This is a genomic window from Bradyrhizobium sp. PMVTL-01 (assembly GCF_051861855.1).
In the GTDB taxonomy this organism is placed as follows: Bacteria; Pseudomonadota; Alphaproteobacteria; order Rhizobiales; family Xanthobacteraceae; genus Bradyrhizobium.
In genome coordinates this window covers 2,066,922-2,086,636 of sequence record NZ_CP193982.1, presented here as the reverse complement: position 1 = coordinate 2,086,636, position 19,715 = coordinate 2,066,922, and the positions used below count along the sequence as shown (strand labels likewise).

Annotated in this window: 10 protein-coding genes and 3 pseudogenes; 8 read left to right on the top strand and 5 right to left on the bottom strand. The window is 57.7% G+C overall.

Annotated elements, in window-relative coordinates; all coding sequences use genetic code 11:
* The first annotated feature begins 205 nt into the window (after positions 1-205).
* Complete coding sequence (locus tag ACRQ5Q_RS09480; RefSeq protein WP_439397353.1) at positions 206-1,213, top strand: D-2-hydroxyacid dehydrogenase; 1,008 nt, start codon at positions 206-208, stop codon at positions 1,211-1,213.
* Between the two features lie 369 nt (positions 1,214-1,582).
* Here the strand turns inward: ACRQ5Q_RS09480 and ACRQ5Q_RS09475 are convergent, their stop codons facing one another.
* Complete coding sequence (locus ACRQ5Q_RS09475) at positions 1,583-2,440, bottom strand: transporter substrate-binding domain-containing protein (RefSeq protein WP_439397351.1); 858 nt, start codon at positions 2,438-2,440, stop codon at positions 1,583-1,585.
* A gap of 508 nt (positions 2,441-2,948) precedes the next feature.
* Between ACRQ5Q_RS09475 and ACRQ5Q_RS09470 the strand changes: the two are divergent.
* The 3 genes and pseudogenes from ACRQ5Q_RS09470 to ACRQ5Q_RS09460 form a co-directional block, all read left to right on the top strand.
* Positions 2,949-3,854 (top strand): annotated as a pseudogene (locus ACRQ5Q_RS09470) (IS5 family transposase); the annotation flags it as partial.
* A gap of 23 nt (positions 3,855-3,877) precedes the next feature.
* Positions 3,878-4,921 carry an IS110 family transposase gene (locus tag ACRQ5Q_RS09465; RefSeq protein WP_128944741.1) on the top strand — a complete coding sequence of 348 codons (1,044 nt, stop codon included), beginning with the start codon at positions 3,878-3,880 and terminating at the stop codon, positions 4,919-4,921.
* Between the two features lie 286 nt (positions 4,922-5,207).
* Positions 5,208-5,696: pseudogene (locus ACRQ5Q_RS09460) on the top strand (IS5/IS1182 family transposase); the annotation flags it as partial.
* A gap of 544 nt (positions 5,697-6,240) precedes the next feature.
* Here the strand turns inward: ACRQ5Q_RS09460 and ACRQ5Q_RS09455 are convergent.
* Together ACRQ5Q_RS09455 and ACRQ5Q_RS09450 are read right to left on the bottom strand one after the other, a co-directional pair.
* The gene (locus tag ACRQ5Q_RS09455) at positions 6,241-7,629 is read right to left on the bottom strand and encodes an aminotransferase (RefSeq protein WP_439397350.1); all 1,389 of its coding nucleotides are present in this window, start codon (positions 7,627-7,629) and stop codon (positions 6,241-6,243) included.
* A 10-nt stretch (positions 7,630-7,639) separates the two neighbouring features.
* Positions 7,640-9,118, bottom strand: coding sequence for an NAD-dependent succinate-semialdehyde dehydrogenase (locus ACRQ5Q_RS09450; RefSeq protein WP_439399743.1), 1,479 nt, complete (start codon positions 9,116-9,118; stop codon positions 7,640-7,642).
* A gap of 186 nt (positions 9,119-9,304) precedes the next feature.
* Between ACRQ5Q_RS09450 and ACRQ5Q_RS09445 the strand changes: the two genes are divergently transcribed.
* On the top strand, positions 9,305-9,781 hold the full coding sequence (locus tag ACRQ5Q_RS09445) for an Lrp/AsnC family transcriptional regulator (RefSeq protein ID WP_439399741.1): 477 nt from the start codon (positions 9,305-9,307) through the stop codon (positions 9,779-9,781).
* A gap of 605 nt (positions 9,782-10,386) precedes the next feature.
* Positions 10,387-12,072, top strand: coding sequence for an MFS transporter (locus ACRQ5Q_RS09440; protein WP_439397348.1), 1,686 nt, complete (start codon positions 10,387-10,389; stop codon positions 12,070-12,072).
* 468 nt (positions 12,073-12,540) lie between these two features.
* On the opposite strand, the pseudogene ACRQ5Q_RS09435 reads toward ACRQ5Q_RS09440, so the two are convergent.
* A pseudogene (locus ACRQ5Q_RS09435) lies at positions 12,541-13,071 on the bottom strand (hypothetical protein).
* 668 nt (positions 13,072-13,739) lie between these two features.
* On the opposite strand from ACRQ5Q_RS09435, the gene ACRQ5Q_RS09430 reads away from it, so the two are divergent.
* Positions 13,740-14,423 (top strand): AroM family protein, encoded by a 684-nt coding sequence (locus ACRQ5Q_RS09430; protein ID WP_439397346.1) that lies wholly within the window; start codon positions 13,740-13,742, stop codon positions 14,421-14,423.
* 971 nt (positions 14,424-15,394) lie between these two features.
* Here ACRQ5Q_RS09430 and ACRQ5Q_RS09425 read toward each other — a convergent pair.
* Complete coding sequence (locus ACRQ5Q_RS09425) at positions 15,395-16,831, bottom strand: MATE family efflux transporter (protein ID WP_439397344.1); 1,437 nt, start codon at positions 16,829-16,831, stop codon at positions 15,395-15,397.
* A gap of 1,430 nt (positions 16,832-18,261) precedes the next feature.
* Between ACRQ5Q_RS09425 and ACRQ5Q_RS09420 the strand changes: the two genes are divergently transcribed.
* Positions 18,262-19,482: an alpha-hydroxy acid oxidase gene (locus ACRQ5Q_RS09420; RefSeq protein ID WP_439397342.1), complete on the top strand. Its 1,221-nt coding sequence runs from the start codon at positions 18,262-18,264 to the stop codon at positions 19,480-19,482.
* The last annotated feature ends 233 nt before the right edge of the window (positions 19,483-19,715 follow it).

Genomic DNA, 19,715 nt, shown 5'->3' with positions numbered 1-19,715 from the left:
CCCAATCCATTATCGCTCGGTCATCTTGCGGCGCCCTCGCTCGTTTTGAGAGACCCGGTCGGGGTATTTGGAAGAGCGTCGCTCATCTCGCATGTTTTCAGCAAACGATCGGTACATTGTGCCGAGATTCAGCATTGATAGTCTTTATAATCAAAATGGACGGGGCGTTTCGTCCTATGAGTAGCGAGATAGTGGGAGACATCATTTGGCTGAACGAGGTGAAGGAAATCGCTACCGTCTCATCGACGTTTATCGCGCCGACGATTCGCGGCTTCGACTGCTGATACACCATCCCAAATGCCGCGAGCATGTTGAAGTGATCAGCAGACATCTGCGAGTGGAAGATGTGACCGGCGACGAATTGGACGATGAGACTTTGTCCGATGTAGACGTTCTGTTCGCCTTCCAATGCCCCGTCGAGGTCCTTGCACGCTTGACCTCTCTCAAATGGATTCAGAGTACCGGGACAGGGATAGACGCGTTTCTCGGGCATTGCCGCAAGAATCCTCGAATCATGGTTACTGCTGCGAAAGGTTTTGCCGCCGAAACAGCTGCCAGCATCGTACTGATGGCGACACTCGCTTTCCATTGGAATCTTCTGGGAAGATTGCGAGATCAACAAAAGCACCATTGGGAGCCACACACAAACTACACTTTGGAACCGTTGATTTCGACTCGCACGATGGGAGTTGTTGGCCTGGGTCAGATCGGGATGACGATCGCAGGCCATGCGAAGCAGCTCGGCATGCGTGTTGTCGGCACAAAGCGACAGGCAACGCAGATCGCAAACGTCGACGTCGTTTATCCGCCTGAAGAACTGAACCGGCTGCTCAGCGAATCGGATTTCGTGGCTCTGGCGGTTCCACTGGTCGCAACTACGCGGCTGCTGTTTGGTGCGGCCGAATTCAATGCAATGAAGCGAACCGCGGTACTCATCAATGTGGCCCGAGGAGAGGTCGTCGACGAGACGGCACTTCTCTCAGCTCTACGGGAGGGCACGATCGCTGGTGCCGCCCTCGACGTTTTTTCCGTAGAACCCCTTCCGCCAAATAGCCCGTTTTGGAGCGCACCAAACACGCTCATTACACCGCATATCGGTGGAAATCGAATAGATACATATGAGGCGAGCGCAACTTTGTTAGCTAACAACCTGAAGGTCTATCCCGATCAACGCCAAATGCGTGGTCTGTGTGATATCGGCCTCGGGTACTGATCGATTCGATACTTCAATTGAGCCTGGTGGCTAGGACGCTACGATGAAGTCTTTGGGCTGCCTAACCCAATAACTGGGGCTTTGACGAAGCTGCTGTCGTGTTAGCGGGTAGCGTTCAAGGATGTCTTTGCGAAAAGCAGTCTGCGGCGCCCCGCGGTTAGATCAGGCATCGTGCCGATCACATCGATGAAACGGGCCTTGTTTCGTGAGTCGTCCGGTACCCAGCAACGGGCGCTGACTCTCGAATGGATTGATCCTTGTGTTCGATGAACATGGTTCGCTGCTGAGCTGCAGCGGGCCCATGGCTAGCGCGAGTGCACTTCCCAAACAGATGCTGCAAGGCAGCAATGCAGCGGCTCGAACGGTTGTTTATTTTGAGGTGCTCCAGCCCGCGTTGATTAGCGACGTCTCTCCGATCGAGCTTTCATCGGGAAGCCCCCACTTTTGAAGCAGCTTGGAATAGGTGCCATCGGCGATCAATTCATCGAGCGCCTTCTTAAGCATCTCTGTGAATTCTTTTCTCTCATTCAATACAGCCATTCCATACATGTTCTTGTTGAGGGGTTTTCCAATAGGAACGTAGATATTACCCTCGACGCTGTTTAAGTAGGAAAGTGAACCAGCGCCGTTGAGGGAGGCTTCCGCACGCCCCTGCTTCAACATCAACAGACTGGTCGCGGAGCTGTCGCTGCCTAGAATTTGAACGTCGGGCTTACCTCCTTTGGCGCAATTCTCGTCGCTCCAACGCTTGACCAAAGCCGTCGCCGTACCGCTGCGGTTAACGACTACGGGTTTTCCGCACAATGCGTCAACCTCCTTGAACTGGTCTGCTTTCGCGCGAAGTGTGAACAGCACAAAGGGTTCGTACACAAAGTCAATGAAGCTCACCCCATTGGCCCGCCTTTCCGGTGTGTCAGTCATGGCTGCACCGGCGTAGACGTCCACGCGTCCGGTCTTAAGTGGAGCAAAGCTAAGCAGGTCGGCGAAGCTATACTCGCTCCATTTCACGGTCGCGCTCATTTTTTTCGCCATGGCTTCCAATATGTCGCGATCGAATCCCATTAACTCGCCGGTTTTGGGATCCTTGAAAGTATAGGGCGCATAATACGTAATATCGCCGGCGTTAATGACCTTTTTTAAGTCCTGCGCGTACGCAGGGGCGGCGGCGACGCTGGCAATGGCACCTAGTCCGCACATCAAACGACGAAAGTTGAATTTCAGCGGCATATAAGCTCCCCTTTTGTCATCTAAAGAGATCTTGCACCTCTGATGGATACTACACGAGAGTTGTGAATCTCGGGAAGTGCGCCTGCCAGCTCACTCCCCGATCCCGTCGCCCACAAAAAGACCCGTCATCTTATCTCACCGCGTTGTCGAACTCCTTCCATTTTAGCTGATCTATGATATAAATCCTGCGTCGATGACGGTTGATCGGGCCCCTCCGTGTTGGGTTGGTCCCTGCAGGTCCTTTGATCGGCCTTTGTCCGTTCAGTTCGGTGAGACTAGCGCAATACCAGTCATGGCTTCTTGCTGTCGGGACCCACGCGCTACGCACCGATCACAGTTAGTCGTCCGTGAAGAGTGGCTAAGCGATTGAGCTAGAATCGCATTTGTCGTTGTGGACTGTTTTGCGTTTGCAGGGGTTTGATGCTTCGGGCGTCGGAACCTTGCAATTTCATTTTCAGGATTCCGTCGAATCGCCAACCATGATTCCGTCATCGCATCGGAGGTGGCGATGCGACCGAAGAAGCACAGGACGACGGGATCGGGCGATCTGTTCCGGGCCAGGCTGGACCAAATCATCAATATGAAGCACGAGCTGGTTCAGCTCGCCGGCAAGGTCGATTGGGACTGGATCGACGGCGAGATCGCGCCGCTCTATAGCGAGAATGGTCGGCCCGGGATCGCGAGCCGCTTCATGATCGGGCTGTTGCTGCTCAAGCACATTTACGGGCTGTCCGATGAGGGGGTGTGCGAGCGCTGGGTCCACGACCCATATTTCCAGTACTTCACCGGCGAAGAGTTCTTCCAGCACGCATTCCCGCACGAGCGCTCGGACCTGAGCCACTGGCGCAAGCGGCTCGGCGACAAGCTGGAGCTGTTGCTGGCCGAGAGCTTGCGGGTGGCACACGAGGCCGGCGCGTTACGCAGCCAGGACATCAAGCGGGTCACAGTCGATACCACCGTGCAGCCGAAGGCGATCACCTTCCCGACCGATGCCAAGCTCTTGCACGCGGCGATCAAGGGGCTCAACCGTCTGGCGAGGAAGCACGGGGTCAAGCTGCGGCAGTCCTATCTGCGCATTGCCAAAACCGCGACAATGATGGCGGGACGCTACGGCCATGCCAAGCAATTCAAGCGGCATCAGCGGCAGTTGCGCATCCTGCGCAGCCGACTGGGCCGGATCATCCGCGATATCCGCCGCAAGATCGAAGGTCAGGCTGTGCTTGAGAACACGTTCGCCCTCCCGCTCAGCCGGGCCTCGCAGATCCGCTCGCAGCAGCAGCGCCAGCGCGGCTTCAAGCTTTATTCCTTCCACGCCCCGGAGGTGGAGTGCATCGGCAAGGGCAAAGCAGCCGCGCCTTACGAGTTAATGGCATGGACCACGCCCGCTCTCAGCGGCAACGTGCAGCCCGGCGGGGGGCAGCAGCAGGAGCGCAAGCCATGTCGAATACGAACCTTGTCACAATCGGCATCGATCTCGGGAAGAACACATTCCACGTCGTCGGTCTCGATGCCACAGGCGCAATTACGCTACGCAAGAAGCGGTCGAGAAATCAGCTTGACCAATCGCTGGGCAATATTCCGCGTTGTCTGATCGGAATGGAGGCGTGTGCAGGCGCACATCATCTGGGGCGCAGGCTCGAGAAATTAGGCCATCAAGTACGGCTCTTGCCGGCGCAGTACGTCAAACCATACCTCAAGGGTCACAAGAATGACTTTCGGGATGCTGAAGCGATCGCCGAGGCCGCTCAGCGGCCGACAATGCGGTTCGTTCCAGTGAAGTCAGCCGAACAACTTGATTTACAGGCACTACACAGAGTTCGCAGTCGATTGGTGACGCAGAGAACGGCGGTCATCAATCAAATCCGGGGCTTTTTGCTTGAGCGAGGGCTACCAGTGCGGCAGGGAGCGGCAGCACTCCGACTGGCACTTCCTCAGATTCTCTCAGCGCCAAACGACAACTTATCGCCTCGCGTGATCCAGCTCATTCAGGACTTGGCCGAGGACTGGCGCTATCTCGACCGACGGGTCGCGTCAATGACGAAAGAAATCGACGAACTCGCTGATCAAGATCCACACTGTCGCCGCCTAATGAGTGCGCCCGGCGTCGGGCCTATCATCTCAAGCGCGATGGTCGCCGCCATCGGAACCGGTGATGCCTTCCATAAAGGCCGAGACTTTGCAGCATGGCTTGGTCTGGTACCAAAGCAAATCTCGACCGGCGATCGAACCATTCTCGGGCGCATATCGAGGCGCGGTAATCGGTACCTGCGAACGCTGTTTATTCAAGGTGCCAGAGCCGTACTTCTGCAGCGTCAGAGTTGGCCTCGGCATGGCTTCGCAGCCTGGTTAGAGGCAGCGTCGAAGCGGCTCCACTCCAATGTCTTGGTTGTTGCCCTGGCCGCAAAACTTGCGCGCATGGCCTGGAGCATGCTCGCAAAGGGCCGTGACTACGACGCCAACCTCCTGGGCCGCACCGCATAAGAAACAGGGCCGGAAAGGAAAATCCAAGGTCGGGATCAGAAGGCACAATAACTCGCCGAGGTTTGCGAGACGGAAAGGACGAATGGAGAAACGGTTCCACCGACACTTCTGAAGCCTGGTTCGACTCCATGGCCCTTCTTGAGGCCGGCGAGTTATTGAGGACAGAAGTGAGCGGATATCCATGATGGCTCGGGGCAACAGCCCCAAATTGAAGCCGGATAGATTGGCGCAAACCGCTTCATCCCTTTGTCGATTCCTCTTGCAACGCGGGCGTGGTCCATAGATCGGCGTCAAAGCCTCCATCGTCACCAACAACCGCCGTTCTCCCGGGGGCCTGTTCGTGCTGCACGCCAGGGCGCTACCCGATAACCCGTACGACGGTCACACCTTGCGGGACGTCATCGACCGCACCGAGACACTCACCGGCTGCGCGATCGAGCGGGCCTATGTCGACAAGGGATACCGCGGCCACGACGCACAAAATCCCCGACGGATCTTTATCTCCGGCCAGAAGCGCGGCGTCTTCGGTGTCATCAAGCGCGAGCTGCGCCGCCGCTCCGCCATCGAACCCATCATCGGACACCTGAAGGCCGATGGTCACCTCGGCCGCTGCTACCTCAAAGGCCGCGCCGGCGATGCGGCTAACGTCATCCTCTCAGCCGTGGGCCACAACTTCCGCCGCATCCTCGCCTGGCTCAGAGAACTCTTGTGCCTCATCCTGCTCCAGCTATGGCGCACGTTCGGCCGTCCCGCCCCGCTCAATTCGCCTTCTTAACGGACGACCAGTTAGCTTCGGACAATCGACATAGATGATCGGCTACGTCTGATGAGCGCCACTCAGCCATAAGAGCGTCGGAGTTCAGCAGCAGCTTGCGATGTCAAGCATTCTGCCAGGAGGCATTGTCGCGCGATTCTGTGCGACAATCTTACTGCTGAGCACCTGCTTAGCCGTACAGTACTACTGCAATCCCGCACCGTCGGCTCTGGCATCGCCTAGACGGCCCGCCAGGTCATTGGAATTATATCGGCCGGTCAGGGGCTCTTTCGTTACACGTCAGTTTGACGTCCAGCCGATCGTGACGCGGGGTCAGCGAAACGACGTGCAAGCTCGAGGCGTTTTCGAGCGCAACGATGTGGATTTCGGAATGCGAGCGGATCGTTTATCGCTCGCGCGAAACAGACGCCGGGCACTGCCACATCTGCTCGGCGGCTCTGCGATCGCCTTTGCGCTTTCGGTTAGGTCGAGGGCACGTCGGGATATTGATCCAGAACGGTGGTGAGCCACCATCGAGCAAAGTCCGCGATTGCGCTTTCGACTGCTAATCTTTTGCGAGTTCGTCCATTACTTGCTTCGTCGCGCGATACGCCAAATCAACAATCTCGTCTATTTCCGATTCGGACACAACGAGGGGTGGAGCAAAGCCAAGAATGTCTCCGTGCGGCATTGCGCGTGCGATAAGCCCCCGATCACGAGCAGCCTTTGAGATACGAGCTCCTACTTTGAGTTGCGGATCAAATCGGCGTTTCGTCTGGCGATCGGCAACGAACTCGATCGCGCCGAGCAAGCCCACGCCTCGCACTTCTCCAACGATTTCTAGCTGCGAAAATCGCTCCTTGAGACGTTTCTGAAAGTGAGCGCCGACAATCCGGGCGCGGTCACTTAGTCGCTCCTTCTCAACGATGTCCAAGACCGCATTGGCAGCGGCGGCTGCAATCGGATGACCGGAGTAGGTATATCCGTGCGAGAACGGTCCGACCCGATCGGCGGCCTCCTCCATAACCACGTAGACCTTCTCTCCGACAATGGCCGCCGAGAGAGGCACATAACCGGACGTCAGGCCTTTGGCCACAGTCACCAGATCTGGCTCCATCCCGTACAGCGTGCTGCCGAAATCAGCGCCGGTTCGACCGAACCCACAAATCACCTCGTCGGCGATTAGAAGCACGTCATAGCGTCGGAGCACAGCCTGAATTTCACGCCAATAACCGGCAGGGGGTGGCGTGATCCCCCCCGTTCCCAAGACAGGCTCAGCAATGAAGGCGCCGATCGTTTCGGGTCCCTCCCTTGTGATCAGCTCTTCAAGCTCAGCGGCTCGCCGGCGAGAAAATGACCCTTCCGTTTCTCCCGGTTCGGCACCCCAATAGTGATGCGGTGTACCCGTATGTAGGATGCCCGAAAACGGAAGATCCATGTGATCATGGTAGAACGACATACCGGTCATCGAACCGGAAATGACAGAGCAGCCATGATATCCGCGCTCGCGCGAGATGATCTTCTTCTTTTTGGGCTGGCCACGTAGATTGTTGTAGTACCAAACCAACTTAGCCTGAGTTTCGTTGGCATCTGATCCGGACAACCCATAGAACACTTTGCTTGCCTTACCTGGAGCCATCTGCACTAGACGGTGCGATAATGTCGCAAGCTCTTCGGTCGTGTGGGCCGCATAGGTGTGATAGTAGGCTAAGTTGTACGCCTGACGCGCGATGGCCTCGGCCACCTCGGTTCTACCGTACCCAACATTTACACAGTACAGGCCAGCGAAGCCATCGATAAAGCTGTGTCCTTGCGCATCTTCGATTCGAATACCCTTGCCACCAGTAACAATCGTAGGATCACCTAGCTTACCCGTGGCAAAGTCCTTGAGCTGAGTAAAGGGATGCAGAACAGTTGAGCGATCTTGTTCAGCTATGGTTTTTATATCGATCATTCCCGTTCTCCTAACCCGCCAAATCGCCGAAGCACACGTACTTCAGTTCCATGTATTCCTCGATGCCGTGACGCGAACCTTCCCGGCCAAGACCGGATTGCTTCCAGCCTCCGAACGGAATAGGTGGTCCCGTGAACGAAGGTGTATTGATCCCCACCATGCCGTACTCGATGCTCTCAGAAAGTCGGAGCGCCCGCCGCAGGCTGTCGGTGTAGACGTAGGCGGCTAAACCCATTTCGCTGGCGTTTGCGCGGGCGACGACCTCTTCTTCAGAGTCGAATGGAAGCACCGCAGCCACCGGGCCAAACGTCTCTTCGCTGGCAATCAGCATATTGTCGCTGACATCACTTAGCAGCGTTGGAACAACGAAGTTCGCGCCAAGACGTTCATCTTGCCTCACCGAAGACCTTCGCGCGCCCTTTGCGATCGCATCGTCAATTTGGGCCCGGCACTTGTTGGCCACCGAAAGTTTCGTCATTGGTCCAATATCCGTTGCAGGGTCTAATCCGTGACCGGTTGTCAGCTGAACCATCGCGGCGGCAAAGGCCTCGACGAACCTGCGATAGATACTCCTTTGAACGTAGATCCGGTTAGCCGCTAAGCAATCCTGCCCCGAGGTGGCAAATTTCGCCGCCATTGCTCCCTTGACGGCCTTCTCGACGCAGACATCGTCAAAGACGAGAAAGGGCGCATGCCCTCCCAGCTCGAGCGATACTTTCTTTACCGTTGCCGCAGCCCCTTCCAGCAGCAGCCGACCAACCTGGGTAGATCCCGTGAACGAAAGGGCTCTGATTCTCGGATCCCGCAAGAGAGGCGCCGAAAGTTCGATTGGATTGCCGGTAACCACCTGAAGTACACCGCGAGGGACGCCAGCCTCTTCAGCCAACCTGGCCAGGGCGAGGGCGGAGAGCGGGGTCTCGGGCGCAGGCTTCACGATGACGGGGCAGCCGGCAGCGAGAGCCGCCCCCGCTTTTCGCGTGATCATGGCGATAGGAAAATTCCACGGAGTAATTGCCGCGGCGACGCCGATCGGTTGCATTCGAACCTGAAGGAGACTTCCAGGCTTGTGGCTTGGGATGGTCTCGCCATAGGCGCGCTCTCCCTCAGCAGCAAACCACTCAAGGAACCCAGCACCGTAGGCGATCTCGTACCGGGCCTCTGCAAGCGGCTTGCCTTGCTCGCTCGTAACTAGGATGGCGAGCTCTTCCAAATGGTCGCGCATCAGAGAAGCCCAAGACCTAAGGATACCCCCCCGGCTCGCCGGCAATAACTGGCGCCAGGCGAGAAAGGATTTCTCGGCCGCCTCGATCGCGGCGTCCATGTCAGAGGCAGCACAACTGGCAAAGTTTGCGATCTCTTCCCCGGTAGCCGGGTCGACCACCGCGTCTCTTTGCGCGCCCGCGGTCCACCGGCCGTCGATCAGCGCCGCACCCGCCACGAAATCACGACGAGTCATAGCCTGAAGACGGCTTGCGGCAAGTCCAACCAAATGGGGACTGCTGTGTTGCCGAACAGCTTGTAAGACCATTTCAAAAAGTCCCGACGGCCTTTTGTTGAATTTCTCGTCATTCAGGATACTAATGTTGCAAAGGGATTTGCGTCGCATTTAACCGTCGACAGGGCGGTTTTCAGCGTCGCGGAGAAGTTTTACGATGAAATTCACCTGGAGCCCATGATGCAATACGACCGAACAGACGCCCGCATCCTCGAGATCGTACAAAAGAACAATCGTTTGACTTCCGAGGTGATCGGCGAACTGGCAGGACTTTCTGCTACCGCATGTCAACGGCGGCTGAAGAGGCTCCGCTCCGAAGGGATTATCGAAGCCGACGTCTCGATTGTTTCGGCGAAAGCGGTGGGAAGACCTATCCAAATGCTTGTGCTCGTGAGCCTCGAACGTGAGCGTGCAGACATTATCGACAGGTTCAAGAAGGCCATCAAGGCGTCGGCTGAAGTCGTCAATGGATTCTACGTCACCGGCGACGCTGACTTTGTTCTTTACATCACCGCTCGCGCCATGGAGGACTACGAGCAATTCACGAGACGGTTCTTCTATGAGAACCCGGACATCAAGGGGTTCAAGACGATGGTGGTAATGGACCGCGTCAAGGCAGGCTTTGCTATTCCGATTGAGACTCCGGCTGAGAGTTGATCGCCATGTCTCTACCTGGCTGTGCGCTTTTTCGTCGTACGCCCGCATAGAATGCAAGGAAATCAGCGCCATGTTTCGTCTATTTTGCGCATTGGGAATACTTGAGTTGAGCGATGCTTTTAGAATTGGCGAACGTTTAGATGGACTAAGATCTAACGACTGTCAGATCTGGTTCCGGCATTTTGGAATGCTGAGGAACCAAGCGATTCAAGGGATTGATTTGAGGTACGGTCGACACTTCAGCTCCCTCTAAGCGAGCCGAGACTCTGGCCAAAAGGAAATAGCAATCGTGCCGGTGGCGGAGTCTTCGTATAGGCACGACATGAGCGGACACCATTCAGACAATCTCGGTAGGTCGATCCGTCCGTCCAGCGATCGCGTTGGACGTTTGGGACTCTCCGTCATGGGACGAAAAAAGACTTCTCGCCCGCAACGTGAGCTTAGCGAGTTACCTGATCTGGCATTCGCTCACGAGATCTTCTTACCAAGCTTGTGCAACGCATCCTCGGTGAAAAGTGCGCGCACGAATTTCCGGCGGCAAACTTTTTGGGCTGTCACTGGTCAGGCTCGGAATGAAGCGATGGCAGGAGAGGCAAAACTCCGAAATGGCTGATCCGTCTAAATTCCAGACGTCGGGCATCGACGCCATCACCGCTCCGCTTCGTTATGCCAACTTCCGAAACATCTGGTTAGCGAGCCTGTTTTCCAATTTGGGCATCCTGATCCAAGGCGTCGGAGCGGCCTGGGCAATGACTGAGATGACATCATCGGCCGACGAGGTCGCGTTGGTGCAAACCGCTTTGATGCTGCCTGTGATGTTGATCGCGATGCCCGCCGGCGCCATTGCCGACATGTACGATCGCCGGATTATCACCCTGGTCTCGCTAGGCATTGCACTCGCTGGCGCATCCACCCTGACGGCGCTCGCCTGGCTCGGCCTGGTCACGCCAAACATTTTACTAGCACTCTGCTTTGCCGTCGGCACTGGTATGGCGTTAATGGGACCTTCCTGGCAATCTTCGGTGCGCGAGTTGGTGCCAATGGGAATCCTGACGGCCGCCGTGGCATTGAACGGCATCAGCTACAACATCGCGCGCAGCATGGGTCCGGCAATCGGCGGAATTGTTGTGGCGGCCTCGGGTGCGGTGGCCGCGTTCGCGCTCAACGCCCTACTCTATTTGCCGCTGATGCTCGCGCTGTTCCTGTGGAAACGCATCTCCGAACCCTCCCGGCTGCCACCTGAACGGCTTAGTCGCGCCATTGTTTCCGGAGTGCGTTACATTGCCAATTCACCATCGATCAGGATCGTGCTGACCCGTTCTATGGTGACGGGGGTGATCGGCGCCGCGATTACAGCGCTGATGCCGCTGGTAGTGCGGGATCTTCTGCATGGCGGCGCGCCGACCTATGGCATCATGCTCAGTGCCTTTGGTTTGGGCGCGGTGATCGGTGCGCTCTTCATCGCCGAGCTGCGCAAACGGATGAGCGGCGAAGCCGCGATCCGCGCCTGCGCGCTCTCGATGAGCGGAGCGGTTGCAGCGGTGGCGCTGAGCCGCGAGCCGGTATTGACGGCAGTCGCCCTTGTCTTGGCGGGCGCCGTGTGGATGATGGCTTGGGTGCTTTTCAGCATTGGCGTGCAGCTTGCTGCGCCGCGCTGGGTCGCCGGGCGCGCCCTCGCGGCTTATCAGACGGCGTGCTCAGGCGGGATTGCCGTAGGGAGTTGGGCGTGGGGTCACCTGACTGATTCTGTGGGCGTCGAAACGGCGCTCCTAGTCTCGGCCGCCCTGATGTTCGCCTCCCCGATCCTGGGTCTCTGGCTGGAGATGCCGCGGATCATAGCGCGAGAGGACGACGCCGAAATGCTGGCCGATCCAGAGGTGCGGCTTCCGCTCACCGGGCGCAGCGGGCCGCTTGTTGTTGAGATTGAATATAGAGTCTCACAAGACAAAGCACGCCCATTTCATACCGTGATGCAGGAGGTGCAACTCTTTCGGCAGCGGAACGGCGCCTACGGCTGGTCAATCGCGCGGGACATCGCCAATCCTGAACTGTGGACCGAGCGCTTTCATTGCCCGACATGGCTGGATTATTTGCGCCAGCGCAACCGGTCCACCTTGTCGGAGCGCGAGCTGGATCGTCAGGCGATGGCGTTCCACATCGGCCCTGAGCCCATACGCGTGCGTCGCATGCTGGAACGCCCCTTCGGATCTGTGCGTTGGAAAGAAGAGGTACTGGATCGCGGTCCAAGCGAAGTTCGGCCCAGTGATTGCAAACCTGGCGGCATGCACTAGCAACAAAACAATTCTTAACCGGCCAATTCAGGTAAGGCTCGCCAGTATGACTTCGCCGGCGACCGGCAATCGTGTGACACGCCGTGAACTCATGGCATTCACGGAGAGCCGTACGTCGCATATATCGGCCAGACCGACACCGCCTGTCATCAGCGGCGCTTAGACTGTCTGGCATGGCGCCCCAGGCCTTCATCGGCGTGAAGCAAACACGGACTGGACGCGCTCACAAGCATAGCCAAACCAATTTGTCAGATCGGACGTCGGTGGCTCCGCGCAATCCTGCCGATTAACTCGGCCTTTTGGCAATTCAGATTGCTCGAGCAAAGTTGAACAGTCCTCTAGGCCACGTCGCAAGAGTGGACTATCAAGTCAGCGAGGAAACGGCCCTGGAGGGCTTCGTGGATCACGGCGCGGCCTGATCGATCACCGAGAACAGGAGGCCGGGATTCTCGGCCACGGCCCTGTAAGTTAGGTGGCCTCGAGACACATTGAGGCCCGCGCGAAGACGCGGATTTTCGACCACGGCTGCAAAGCCCTTGTTGGCGAGCCAAACCGGAAGGCAACGTCGCCTTCGTTCAGAGCCTGGCTCAAGGTGAGCGGAACAGCTCCCGGCACATTGGCGACGCAGTACTGGATGACGCCGTTTACCTCGTAAGTTGGATCTGCATGTGTCGTTGCACGCGATGCTCCGAAGCATCCACTCGGATCGATCGCCAGGTCCACGAACACGGAGCCTTTGCGCATTGAACTTAACATATCGCGGCTGACCTGTTTCGGCGCACTAGCGCCGGGAATGAGCACTGCACCGCGACAACGTCCGCCGCAAATACCCCCTCCTCAAAGATGTCTATTGTGGAGAACCTGGTACGAACACGGCCCTCGAACAGTTTATCCAATTCGCGAAGCTGTGGGATCGAACGGTCGAGGATTGTCACTTAGGCACTCAGACCGGGCCGCCATTCGCGCCGCATGCGTCCCGACGCCGCCGCCTCCGATCACGACGATGCGCGCAGCCTGAACTCCTGGAACCACTGGCTAATAGGCCTCGTCCACCCGGGTATCTCGTTAGAGCCGCACCGGCTGCGCGATCGCAAGCCTACCCGCCACCTCGCTCATTGCAGCAAGGCGCGGAAGGGCTCCATGTGCGTCAGTCGCGTTTTCGTAAGCGAGGGCCGTGCACCCAACTTTAGGAGGCCCTTAGCCTGCTCCGGATGGCCGCGGCGCGATGTGTCGTGTGAAGATGTTTCAGGAGCAACAGAAGCCGCTAAGCAACATCTTTCAAGCATTCCGCGGCAGCCCGCGAACCCACATATTTATGTAGAAATCGAGACACGAAGCGTCAGGCGTACAAAATTGATCTCCGGATGCAGCAGAAATTTCGACCTCCTCAGCAAGCGGCGGCCGAAACTGTGGCGAGCCCGCGACCCGCGTCAAGTCAAGTCTGGCCTTCATCGCAGGCCGGCGCGCCGCCGAACTTCATCCACTGTATTGAAAAGTGGTCCTAATCTTGCTTAGACCGTCATACACTTACTCTTAGCCCAACTTGAGAGCGCGCACTCGCTAGTTCGATGAGGTCAGGCATGATTGATCTTCCTATCCCTCGAGGCAACCGTTGGCCTCGATTGCCGTTCAACGGTGCTCCTTTAGGTATTCTAATGATGGAGCGCATGGGAAGCGAAAATCGCCCATTCATACCTGGCGACACCGGCAACGCCAGCACATGGACTGTCCCCTCGCGCTACAAGGTGGTGCCTGGGTTGAGTGTCTCGCGGATTTTTGCGCCAGACGCCGGCGAAATGCTCTCGACCGTCGTTGAGGCCGCAAAAGAGCTTGCGCGCGAAGGCGCGCAACTAATCACCTGCCAGTGCGGGTACTCGATCCAGTATCAAGCGGCAGTCCGCGACGCGGTGGATGTACCCGTGTTTTTGTCGAGCCTTCTCCTCGCGCCTTTTCTCGAAAGGATGCTCCCCCGCGGCAAGGCACTCGGCATCATGGTCGCAAGCAAGTCTGTCCTGACACCGGACATGTTGGAAGCTGCAGGTCTGCCCGCCAGCCTGGGGCGCAGGGTGGCTATCGTCGGACTGGAGGATACTCCCGCTTTTGCCGAGAGCTGGATTAGGAGCGTAGGTCGGCTGGATGTTAAAGCCGTCGAGAAGGATGTGGTGGATACCGCCGTGGCTCTCGTAAACGATCGGCCCGATATCGGGATGCTGCTACTGGAGTGCGGCGACTTGCCCCCATACGCCGCCTCAGTCCAGAGGGCGACCGGCCTTCCAGTTTTCGACTATACATCGATGGTCGAGTTCTTCATTGGGGGGTTGGTACGTAAGCCGTTTACGGGACTGATATAGGAGCCGGCTCAGAAAAGCGGCCGAGGCCGGACGCCTCGGCGGCCCAATACGTTCGCTCGATGCTCAGCCAGAGCGCGAGCCGTCACACAGTGGATTGTCCACGATTTCGGGCATCGGTTCGCTATCCGCAAACTTCTCGGCTGGTATCATGACAGAAATGTCGAGCCGCAACTACCCGCGATTCCGCTTACCATAGACACGTGCGTGCGCCACACCTATTGGTAGCTCTCGCCTATCCGGAAGGAGAGGCGATCCGGTGCCTCGATAGCCGCCGAGCGCGCCCAGTATGGGGGCGAGATGCGCCGCGAGGAGGCGATGCAGCCATCTGGCTCTGTCGATGACCGGAACTTAACTGTGGCTCGGTCAAGTCGGTTGAAACGACACAGGACTATCTGCATGCCCATCTCGCGAGAAACGAGCCCTCGCTCAGCTCAAGTAACCACACGGCGTGGGAATCAACCCTGCGGCGAAGCTATCGCCTACTCTAGTGGCCCTGTAAGATCCCAGGCTGCCGAATGGAATCAGGTCGATCGATCGGCCGGCGGCAAGCCGCGGAAACCACGGGCTCTTCCTCAAAACATTCGGCCTAGTCCGACAGTCGGCCCCCCAGAGCGGCGTCGACCCGCTAGCCCAGCTGTCGGATCTCCTTGCCGTCATCGCTAAGCATCCAGCTCATCGGCTGGACGAGCTTCTGGGCAGGAACTGGACTCCGCTATGAAAGCTCTCCGCTCGAGCGGTATGACCACGCACGTTAACAGCTCCATCACGCCGCGACTGTCAATCAAGTTGTGAGAGTCTCGGTGAAGACGACACTGCGATTTAACAAGCTGCCTAATCGTTATGGCTTTGCGTTCGATGCACCCGAGCACGCCGACGTGCAGTGGGCGACGACATGAGCATATATCCAGGAACTGAGAGACTATCGGCGACACCAAACACTTTAAAACCTCGAAAAAGGAATTCTGCGCAAATTAGCGCATTTGGGTCGCCGGGCATCGGTTCTGAATAGCAAGCCTGCTCGCCAGCAGCCGGAAACGAACCACTAAGAGCGCCGCGTAGACTGTCGTTCCGATTGATAGGCCGATCCAGATTCCAATCGGGCCAAGCCCGATCTTCAAACCAAGCGCGTAGCTGAGAGAAAGACCAATCAGCCATTGACCAACTGCAGCGAACAGAAGCGGCACCCTCGTGTCCTTCAGACCACGCAGGCTGCCCAAAGCAATGCTGTACATGGCAGTGGTGATGAAACAGCTTGCGCCAACCAAAAGGAGGTTTGTAGCGAGCCTGATTGTCGCATCGGCTGCGTCGGCCAGAAAGAACTCGGCGATCTCAAAACGCGCCACTATCACCACAAGCGAAACTGTTGCGGCGATTACGATGCCGAGCACGAACGCGGCCATACCTGCCCGTTTGATGCCGGGACCATCATTGCGACCCACCGCATGGCCAACGCGCACGTTCGCCGCCACGCCAATGCCGAAAAAGATCGTGTACAGGATCGAAGCGAACTGGTACGCGATCTGGTGGGCGGCAAGCGCACTGGTGCTGATAATACCCATCAGGAACGCCGCAGCGGACCAAATCGCTCCGTCCATCAAAAATGTGATGGAGATTTGAGTCCCGATGACGATCAGCTGTTGCATCAAGCGGCAATCAAAGCACCAGAGACCCGCAAGCACATGATAATAACGAAAAGGGCGGGGGACGGTGGCGAACCACAAACCGGCAAAAAGCGTTGCAAAGTTTACTAGCGTGGTCGCAAGACCTGCTCCGAACAACTCCAGCCGTGGGAGGCCGAGCTTGCCATATATCAGCAGATACACCAGCAAGGCATTGAAGGGGATGGCCCCGATGGTAATCCAAAAAATCGGCTCGGGCCGGTGGACTGCGCCCATGAAGCTACGGATTACTCCAAACCACAGCGCCGGCGCCACGCCCCAAGCGAGTCCGAGCAGATATTGCTGAGCGAGGCGCGCAGCGTCAGGCGCTTGGCCAACGGCGAGCAGTATTTGCTCGCCCTCCAGCGAAAGCGCCGTGATCGGGAGGGACAGCAACAGCGCCGCCCACAGTCCCATGCCCACCGAGCGCCGAACGGCGGCTAGATTGTGCGCCCCAAACGCCTCTGCCGCAAGCGAGGTCACCGCTGCGAGCAGGCCGACGCCAAAGGTGATGCCGGTCAAATAAACCCGGCCGGCCAGCGCTGCCGCGGCTATCGCCTCAGCGCTGATGCGCCCAATAAAGGCAAGATCGGTCGTCATCATCGCGATCTGTCCAAGCTGCGCCAGCACCATCGGCAACGCTAGTCTCGCGGTTTCGCTGAGCTCAGCAGCCATTTGATGGCGAGCCGCCCCTCCCGTCAGCCAGCGCAGCGAAGCCGATTTCGATCTTGTTTCCGTGATCTTGTCCAAGAATCATGTTGCCCGGTTTGCCTTCAGCGGACAGATGACCGCTAGGTCTCCAAGTCTCTTCTTCCCTTACTCAGTTCGCGATCGCGGCGCCCAAGATGGACTCACGCGCTGAGTTGTGCAGTTACGCCTCACAGGAGGCGCGCCATCAGCTTTGACCTGCTCGCAAGTTTATCTCGCAGGCTTGCCGGCCGATGAAGATGGCTCTTTGCGCATTTCACCGGCGCGTCCGCCACTGCATCGAGCTTTTGCCGCGTTTTGGCGAGACAGCTGAACCGCTTGATCCGCCGGCATCGCGCAGGTGGGCGCCCGCGCGAACCGCGATCGCGGTGTGGTCGACAATGATCCCAAACCAGTGTGGAAGAGGAAGAGGGCGCAGAGCCGGACAGTGATATTGGGCAACCCGAAATTCGCACGCGACGCACACGATGTGCTGAGAGGCGATAATCTTGTGAGCCATCACTGCGACTATTTGGGAGGCGATACTGAATGGTATTTTCTATTCAAGGCTTGTGCCAAGTGCGAGACCTTGAAATTGAACCTGTTTGAGCGAACCGACGTCGTGAGTCCGACGGACTGTCGCCATCTCGCAGCCGGCGTCAGAAAGGCTTCACGACCGGGACCCTTAACGCTAGGGTTTCAAGATGGCCAAGATGCGGGACATGGTTGGCATCTATATCTCGCCACCAGAGCATGTGTCCTTTCATTCGGCTTAGATCTCGGTCCTCACTCGCTTCTTGGCACAGTCCCGAGAGCTATCTGGCGCTCTGCTGGGAGGAGACTCAGGCCCAACTGATTCATCGCAGCTTAGGCCCTGAAACACTGAAATATGTCTTCGGAAATCTCAAGGAGCTGGCACGAAAGATGCAAACAGTGGTGGGAACTTCTGGGCTGTCTCCTCTTGGATTGTTCCCTCTGGCCGAGCGCGCGGCGCAAGTCGCTCACTGGCCTAACCGAAATGCCGGAGGTGGTTATGTGCAAGTACAGAAGACCCAAGGATGCTTCGGGCGGTCACATGCCACTCAGGAAATGAAGCAACGACGCGCATGTTGAAGAAGTGGTCTTGTGTCGAAGCGTGAAAAGAGGTCAACGGGAATGGCAGCGATCTCCGAGCAGCAAGCCGATGTCCCGGAAACCCGTATGATGAAGCCTCTTAGTCGGATCACTGAAGCGCCCGATCTCCGGGCGCCTGAGGAAAATCGAGTGTGGTGCCAATGTGAGTTCGCCAGCGTCCGGCGAGATCATTTTAGGTGGTACCAGTCTTGCCTGCATGCCGCTGGGTTTCGCTTTCTCGGACGGCAGCGTTGCCAGTCCGCTGGCGCACGTCTCGGCGGAGCAGCGAGCCTCGGGCGAACTCTCGGACATCGAACAAATGTTGAGCTGTTTCCGCACCCCCTTGATCAAGCATCGTCTGGGCTGAAGAGCGGAACCAAATGAACAAGTTCCTCAACCATGCGGACCTTCGGCGGCTCGCGAAGCGGCGCCTGCCGCGCGGCATCTTCGAATACATCGATAGGGGCACCGAGGACGAGAACGCGCTCCTACAGAACCGGCGTGCCCTGGATGGAGTGCGGATTAAGCCTCACATGCTGACCGGCGGCGCAACTCGCAGCCAAGTCGTCTCGCTCTTCGGTCAAATTCATGACGCGCCGATCATTGTCGCTCCGACCGCCTTTGCCGGGCTCGTGTGGCATCGCGGAGAGATAGAACTGGCCAAAGCCGCCGCGGCAAATGACATACCGTTCTGCGCCGCAACAGAAGCGATCACCTCTGTGGAGGAGATCGCGGCAGCAAGCACAGGTCCGATTTGGTTTCAGCTCTATCTATGGGAAAACGAAGAGCTCTCGCTAGACCTACTCCAGAGGGCATGGAACAGCGGCGTGCGGACATTGGTAGTGACATGCGACAACCCTGTCACTGCCAACCGGGAATACAACACCCGCAATGGCTTCGGCGTACCCTTCAGATATTCCGCCAGGAATGTCTGCGATGTTGCTCTCCATCCGCGCTGGGCGCTCAGCGTCTTTGCGCGCTACCTGGCGACAGGCCACGTGCCGGCGCGCGCAAACTATCCACACGCCTATCGCAGTAGCATATTGGGCAAGGGTAAGCCCCTGCCCTACGAGCCCAATCTTGGCTGGGGACACATGCGTAGGCTCCGCGATTTCTGGAAAGGCAATCTTGTCTTAAAGGGCATCCTTCGCGTGGAAGATGCGATTCTCGCAGCGGAACTCAACGCGGACGGCATAATCGTTTCAAATCACGGCGGACGCAGCCTAGACAGCGCCGTGGCACCGATCGAAGTACTGGCGGAAATAGTTGACGCAGTCGGTGAGCAAATGACAGTGATTGCCGACAGCGGCGTCCGGAGAGGCAGCGATATCCTCAAACTCCTTGCTATGGGGGCTAAAGCTGTCATGGTTGGTCGGATTCTTCTATACGGCACCGCCGTCGGCGGAATGTCCGGCGCGAGCCGAATGATTTGGATTTTGCGGCGCGAACTCGACACTGCTATGGCCATGAGCGGTTGCAACGATCTCCGCAAATTGACCAGAAGCCTCCTCGAGAGACCCAGTCAATCTGAGAGGCCGATTCGCAAGGATGCAGCCGGCGGTGAACGTACCGCACTCGAGGTATCCTCCGATCGCTTCTGACCCCGCAATCTGCGCCGGGCGACGGAAAGTCTGGTTAAGGATCGCGACGCATTTCTGCCCTCTACGACTTGCGTGCCAACATTGGGTGCACGATGCATCGGATGGAAAAGCGATTTCTGTTTGATCGGGACGAGGATTGCGGAATCTGCTACGTCCGGTGCCATTCTTCCATCCCGGCCAAGGATCTCGCAGCTGCCGCGCGGGGTGTCAAGATGGCGCATTGGCGGCAACCG

Excerpts from the sequence above, each read along its gene's own strand:
- ACRQ5Q_RS09475 (WP_439397351.1), bottom strand. The coding sequence starts at position 2,440 with ATGCCGCTGAAATTCAACTTTCGTCGTTTGATGTGCGGACTAGGTGCC.
- ACRQ5Q_RS09465 (WP_128944741.1), top strand. The coding sequence starts at position 3,878 with ATGTCGAATACGAACCTTGTCACAATCGGCATCGATCTCGGGAAGAAC.
- ACRQ5Q_RS09455 (WP_439397350.1), bottom strand. The coding sequence starts at position 7,629 with ATGATCGATATAAAAACCATAGCTGAACAAGATCGCTCAACTGTTCTG.
- ACRQ5Q_RS09445 (WP_439399741.1), top strand. The coding sequence starts at position 9,305 with ATGCAATACGACCGAACAGACGCCCGCATCCTCGAGATCGTACAAAAG.
- ACRQ5Q_RS09440 (WP_439397348.1), top strand. The coding sequence starts at position 10,387 with ATGGCTGATCCGTCTAAATTCCAGACGTCGGGCATCGACGCCATCACC.
- ACRQ5Q_RS09430 (WP_439397346.1), top strand. The coding sequence starts at position 13,740 with ATGGGAAGCGAAAATCGCCCATTCATACCTGGCGACACCGGCAACGCC.
- ACRQ5Q_RS09420 (WP_439397342.1), top strand. The coding sequence starts at position 18,262 with ATGAACAAGTTCCTCAACCATGCGGACCTTCGGCGGCTCGCGAAGCGG.